We start from the raw sequence: 5108 nt of genomic DNA on the forward strand, positions 1-5108 counted from the left end.
ATTTTTTAAGAAAGATAGCGGCTCATTTGAGAATATAAAAGTAATATTCTATTTGTAATAGTTTCTCTGAAATTAACATAATACGGATTATACGAAACGAGAGTTATCAGCTCTCGTTTTTTGATACAGAAACTGCTAGAATCCTTATACGCCATTGACGTACAAAGAATCTATGTTATTCATTGAAACCAGCATCTTTACCAAGCAAATCAAAGACCTTGTATCTGATGAGGAATATCGTCAACTTCAACAAGATCTATTGGTTCAGCCAGATAAAGGTGACTTGATCAAGAATGGCGGTGGCATTCGAAAAGTACGTTGTGCTCAAGGTAATAAAGGCAAAAGTGGCGGTATCAGAGTAATTTACTATTGGGTAAATGAGGATGATCAAATCTTTTTCTTGGTGGCTTATCCAAAATCTGTAAAAGATAATCTAACGGATAAAGAAACCGCCATTCTGCGCCAACTCGTGAAGGAGCAATTTCATGGATAACAACTTATTTGATGACTTAGTTGCTTCGATTAAAGAAGCTGGAGCAATCAAACGCAAAGAGATCCAAGCAAGTCGAACAACCGAACTTGAATTACCTGATATTAAGGAAGTCCGAGAAAAAACTGGTTTAAGTCAAAGCGAATTTGCTGCACGTCTCCACATCAGTCATCGCACCCTGCAAAACTGGGAACAAGGCCGACGCTATCCAACAGGACCAGCGGCAACATTGATTCGAATCTTAGATGCACATCCTAGCCTTATTTAAAAAAATGCATTAAAAATGGGAGCTTAGCTCCCATTTTTTGACTTCGTATAACGTGTATTATGTTAATTGTAGGAAATCTTAAATATATTTTCTTAGATGTTTTTCAAGAATGTTAGAAAGTATTGTAGATGAATGAATTATCCTATCTATTAGCTCTTCCGACTCTTCTTTTGTCATTGTAGATGTCTTATTTTCAATTATGGTATCAAATGTAATTAACTCATAATAATCAGAATAGGCTTTAAGAGCTTCTCTTTCATATTCCTTCAAAAATTTCATCTTTTTTGAAAAAAGAAGAGCTGAAATTGGTCCACCATAGGGAAAATTATTCACTTCGGATTTTAAATAAGTTAAATATAAGGAAACTTTTTTAATATCTTTAAAAGTTTTTTGAGGATCATCATCTAAGAAAACATTAATACATGTTTCATTGGTCTTGATTAACAGATCATTAGCAGACTTGATTGATTTCATTAATAAAGAGTTTTTTATTCTGAATAAAAACACATATACAGGGATAGCAACTGTAATAGCTTTAAATATAGGAGCTAGCCAATTATAAGGAATAAGATCAGGTTTTATTAATACGCTACAAATGGAAAAAAACCACAAAAGCAGAAGTGACGTCCAAACAACATATAGTTCCTTATCCATATGATTTATTTCACTTTACTTTCAGCGTCATTAATATACTTTTCTATTCTATCAGTAATAAGTTCTTTTAAGTCATCATCTACCACTATCTTTAGATGTCTATTTAAATCAGATTTACGATAACCATTTTTACGAATTAGACCACCAAAAGATTCTTCTAGATAAGAAGATCCAGCTGTAGATATACCATTAAAATCTAAAACAAGAATTTGGTTTGGATTCGTTTTTAAAGATTGGAAAAAAGGTAGTAGAACTTCTTCTCTAAATCGTTCACCACTATGTAGACCATCTTTTCTAGCTCTACCCATAGGTCTTGGATAATATTCTTTAGCCACATCATATTTGATTTCAAGCATAAGTTTTACTCGCGACTAATTTCACATTATTCAAAGGAATTTCCCATCCTACAGTTGTACCTTCAATAGCATCTTTGTAGTCTTTTAAACCAGCGACAGATGACCAAGCCCCTTTTCTACTTAGAACTATCACATTTGCACCATCTACATCAGATTCAACCTGCATGATATCATTAAAGCCTTTTCCTCGATGGTACTCTTCTGTTGCAGATCTTCTCCATTTTGTTGCTATTTCAATCAATTGAGAGTCATTTTTACCAGTAAAGAGTTCAATTGGATTAATAGATAAACGATCTCTTAGCTTAACTGGAATAGTTACCGGAATAGTTTTTCCTACATCTGATACCACGATCAGACATGTATTTTTCTCTTTATCTATGCAAAAGAATAAAAACCATTTCTTATATTGAGCATTTTCATCATAGGCATGATTGATCACATTACTGATTGCTTCAGCAATAGCATTTTGTAAAACAAATCTAGCTCTTCTATCTGGTAAGATCATAGCTATTTGCTCTTCAATCTTTTCGTATTCCTCGCCTAAATCAGCGCTATCTCCCGATAAACACTCCCATCTATCAACAATATTAATAGTTTTACCAACATAAGGAGGCTGTTTAATAAGACTATGAATGCCTAATCTAGAGAACATAGCTTTTACTACATCCTTATCAGAGGTTCGTCCTAGTAATTCTTTTTTATTTTTTAACTTATCCAATTGATGTAAAAGGTAAATAACGCCTTCTGGCAACAATAGTTCTACATCCTTAAAATTAAGATATAAACTCTTATTAGCTCTATCTCTCAGCTTTATTTTTCTTATAGTTTCTAGAAATTTTTCTCTATGACCCATTTTAGCTAATGAGATTACAGATGAAAATTTTATTAAGCCGATATAAGTATGTGATCTTTTTTTACCTTCCTTTCTTATTTTTAAATCTGATTTTTTCTGACGAAGAATAGCTTTTTGATTAGGCTTTTTCACAAAAAATCCTTGTTTTTTAGACGGTAATCGAGCAGATATGATCTTATACAAATGAACTAATAAAAGAAATATATAAAAGGATTTAACATAAAATCTCTTATGCGAAATCTCAGGCAAAAATCCCAACCGAGGGTTGGGAGAGATAAAAATTGACCCTAAATCACGTGGCTAGATAGGTCATAATTATTTTATTAACTTTCCGCCTTGCTTAAGAACAATATATAAAAAATCTAAAATACATAAAACTGATAACACTAAGAATAATGATCGACTTACCAGATAGCCAATTTGTTATAAACATATAATCTAGAGATTGAAATAAAATAATAGTGTTTTTTTTCATTACTTTAGCTATACAAATCTGGTTTTTTATGTCCTTAGACATACTTGAAAAATACTCTATTCTTATGACCTTTTAAAATATAATTTGTCTGAGCAAATCATGAAAATATTTTTCCTTACTTTAGTTGCTTTAGCTTTAACAGCATGTTCCAAACCTCATGATAAATATGTTGGTTACTGGCAACTTGAAGATACAAAATATCCAAAAGTTTTAGAAATCTATAAAGAGGGCAAAGAAACTTACATCGTAAATGAGAATATTCTTTCAGAAACTGATTGGTTTGGAAATAAAAAATCAGGAACGGTTTTAGAGAAGAAAGAAAAAGAACTTGGTGTGAATAACGGTTTAGCAGTTATCACATTCAACTTATCTGATGATGGAAAAACACTGCGAATTAGTAATCAACGCTATACCAAAATTAGTGAAGATGATGCAAAACAGATGATCACACATAAGAAAAACTGCGAAAGCTTAAGATTGAAATATAGAGAGGAAGCTAAAGCATTCAATATTTTTGCGCGAGATGCTCAAAAAGTCGAACAGGATAAAATTAAAGATAACTATCGAGAGCTCCAGAAAGAAATTCCTAATTGTAGTTTTGGAATCTAACTTATTTAAATATATTTAGGAAAATTTATGAAAAATTTCAAATTATTACCATTGTTATTTGCATCTCTTTTTGTAGGATGCGGCACAGTCGGAAATATGGTCATCCAGGATCAAACTTTAGAACAAAAGGCAGCCTTTGCTTTAAATACAACTTCAGACAAAGTGGCCATATCAAATAGACAAGGATCTATTGATGGCACGATAAACTTTGTAGCCACTGTAGGAAAAAAATCACATCAATGTTATATCACAACAGTTGGAGGAGCTATTAGTTCCCAGGCAGTTTGTTCGGGTTCTAACTCTGTAAAACAAAGTAGTGATAAGCAATGTAATGCTCTATTGAAAGCAGCAGGCCGCTGTTAATTTTTATGCAAAAGCTCAGGTTAATCCAGAGCTTTCTGTTCAATCTTATCATTGGCAGAGAACATACCTGGATTTGTAAGCCTGATATTTTCCTGACAACTTTCACACAGCATCAACCCGGCAAAAAGCTGTACATTCTGTCCATTTCCACAAAGCGTACATGGTTTTAAAAGTTGAATAATATTGTCCAAAATTAAGATTCCTTAGAAGAAAAGTTTTGTTCCGCATAATTAGCGGCCTTAGCTTGCATACTTCTAATTTCGTCTTTAGAAGCACCATTTTTCATTAATAACCATAAAAGCATCATGTATGTACTACTAAAATCCTCATAGTATTTTTCAGAAAAATTATTATCTTCCTCAAAATCATCTATTCGCTTTTCTAATCGATTCACCAGATCCTCAATACGATCGGCTTGCTGTTTAACAGCAATAGATTGAAAATCATTGGTCAAAATTTTACTGAATAATTTACTGGTTCTGATTCCTTCTGAATTAGCCAATTGATCGTAGAATTCTGCTACTTGTGGATCTAACCTGACTGCATAAGTTTTGACTTTTTCGCCCATAAATTACACCTCTTATTAAAATTAGATTTTGTACAAAATTAAATATCTATAATTCAACTAATTAAATAAAAAATAATAAGTAGATTACGTACAAACCTATTTGTACAGAATTAATTTATTTTAAAACAAAAACTTATTTAAATATAATGCTTTTTTTATGTACAATCATGAGTACATAGTTTTTCTTAAATTTATCAATATCTTATCTAAAAAAAGTGTTGTTTTGATGTACAAGCATGAGCACAGCATAAAAAATAGATAATTCAATCACTTATTCTAAAAAAAGACCATTTTTCTGTACACGTTTCTGAGACCCTAAAAAATCGCTGAAATCCTTATCCTGTAAGGCTTTGAGGGGTGTCATCGTTAGATGCGTGGTGTGTGACAAAAAAATCCCGGCGTGTGCCGGATCCTGGATTAGAAAATTGGCTAAAGTGACGTAGGGCCGGTGCTTGGTTTTGTATGGAAAAAA

At 32.1% G+C, this 5108-nt stretch carries 10 protein-coding genes; 4 read left to right on the top strand and 6 right to left on the bottom strand.

Features of this window, described 5'->3' with window-relative positions:
• Positions 1-172: 172 nt before the first annotated feature.
• The gene (locus tag FTV38_RS16530) at positions 173-493 is read left to right on the top strand and encodes a type II toxin-antitoxin system RelE/ParE family toxin (protein WP_002126330.1); all 321 of its coding nucleotides are present in this window, start codon (positions 173-175) and stop codon (positions 491-493) included.
• Positions 486-758 carry a NadS family protein gene (gene nadS, locus FTV38_RS16535; RefSeq protein WP_004676016.1) on the top strand — a complete coding sequence of 91 codons (273 nt, stop codon included), beginning with the start codon at positions 486-488 and terminating at the stop codon, positions 756-758. Before FTV38_RS16530 ends, nadS begins: the two co-directional genes overlap by 8 nt.
• A 78-nt stretch (positions 759-836) precedes the next feature.
• Here the strand turns inward: nadS and FTV38_RS16540 are convergent, their stop codons facing one another.
• From FTV38_RS16540 to FTV38_RS16550, 3 genes are read right to left on the bottom strand one after another with little or no spacing between them, the layout of a single operon-like run.
• The gene (locus tag FTV38_RS16540) at positions 837-1412 is read right to left on the bottom strand and encodes a hypothetical protein (RefSeq protein WP_121973990.1); all 576 of its coding nucleotides are present in this window, start codon (positions 1410-1412) and stop codon (positions 837-839) included.
• Positions 1413-1417: 5 nt separating this feature from the next.
• Entirely contained in the window at positions 1418-1768 is a 351-nt protein-coding gene (locus FTV38_RS16545) for an STAS-like domain-containing protein (protein WP_121973991.1), read from the bottom strand.
• A complete protein-coding gene (locus tag FTV38_RS16550) occupies positions 1761-2753 on the bottom strand; it encodes a hypothetical protein (RefSeq protein ID WP_121973992.1) in 993 nt (330 codons plus the stop codon). Before FTV38_RS16550 ends, FTV38_RS16545 begins: the two co-directional genes overlap by 8 nt.
• Positions 2754-3195: 442 nt before the next feature.
• On the opposite strand from FTV38_RS16550, the gene FTV38_RS16555 reads away from it, so the two are divergent.
• Positions 3196-3705, top strand: coding sequence for a hypothetical protein (locus FTV38_RS16555; protein WP_046206310.1), 510 nt, complete (start codon positions 3196-3198; stop codon positions 3703-3705).
• 27 nt (positions 3706-3732) lie between these two features.
• A complete protein-coding gene (locus tag FTV38_RS16560; RefSeq protein ID WP_075175697.1) occupies positions 3733-4068 on the top strand; it encodes a hypothetical protein in 336 nt (111 codons plus the stop codon).
• A 20-nt stretch (positions 4069-4088) separates the two neighbouring features.
• Here FTV38_RS16560 and FTV38_RS16565 read toward each other — a convergent pair whose 3' ends face one another.
• From FTV38_RS16565 to FTV38_RS17945, 3 genes are all read right to left on the bottom strand, one after another.
• The gene (locus FTV38_RS16565) at positions 4089-4259 is read right to left on the bottom strand and encodes a hypothetical protein (protein ID WP_163146735.1); all 171 of its coding nucleotides are present in this window, start codon (positions 4257-4259) and stop codon (positions 4089-4091) included.
• Positions 4260-4261: 2 nt separating this feature from the next.
• On the bottom strand, positions 4262-4636 hold the full coding sequence (locus tag FTV38_RS16570) for a hypothetical protein (protein WP_046206308.1): 375 nt from the start codon (positions 4634-4636) through the stop codon (positions 4262-4264).
• A gap of 271 nt (positions 4637-4907) precedes the next feature.
• On the bottom strand, positions 4908-5108 hold a 201-nt coding region (locus tag FTV38_RS17945), incomplete at its 5' end, for a hypothetical protein (protein ID WP_218950299.1).

The organism is Acinetobacter sp. YH16044, from assembly GCF_013417145.1.
Taxonomy (GTDB): domain Bacteria; phylum Pseudomonadota; class Gammaproteobacteria; order Pseudomonadales; family Moraxellaceae; genus Acinetobacter; species Acinetobacter amyesii.

Coding starts and splice junctions, on each gene's coding strand:
- FTV38_RS16555 (WP_046206310.1), top strand. CDS start 3,196: ATGAAAATATTTTTCCTTACTTTAGTTGCTTTAGCTTTAACAGCATGT.
- FTV38_RS16530 (WP_002126330.1), top strand. CDS start 173: ATGTTATTCATTGAAACCAGCATCTTTACCAAGCAAATCAAAGACCTT.
- FTV38_RS16540 (WP_121973990.1), bottom strand. CDS start 1,412: ATGGATAAGGAACTATATGTTGTTTGGACGTCACTTCTGCTTTTGTGG.
- FTV38_RS16545 (WP_121973991.1), bottom strand. CDS start 1,768: ATGCTTGAAATCAAATATGATGTGGCTAAAGAATATTATCCAAGACCT.
- nadS (WP_004676016.1), top strand. CDS start 486: ATGGATAACAACTTATTTGATGACTTAGTTGCTTCGATTAAAGAAGCT.
- FTV38_RS16570 (WP_046206308.1), bottom strand. CDS start 4,636: ATGGGCGAAAAAGTCAAAACTTATGCAGTCAGGTTAGATCCACAAGTA.
- FTV38_RS16560 (WP_075175697.1), top strand. CDS start 3,733: ATGAAAAATTTCAAATTATTACCATTGTTATTTGCATCTCTTTTTGTA.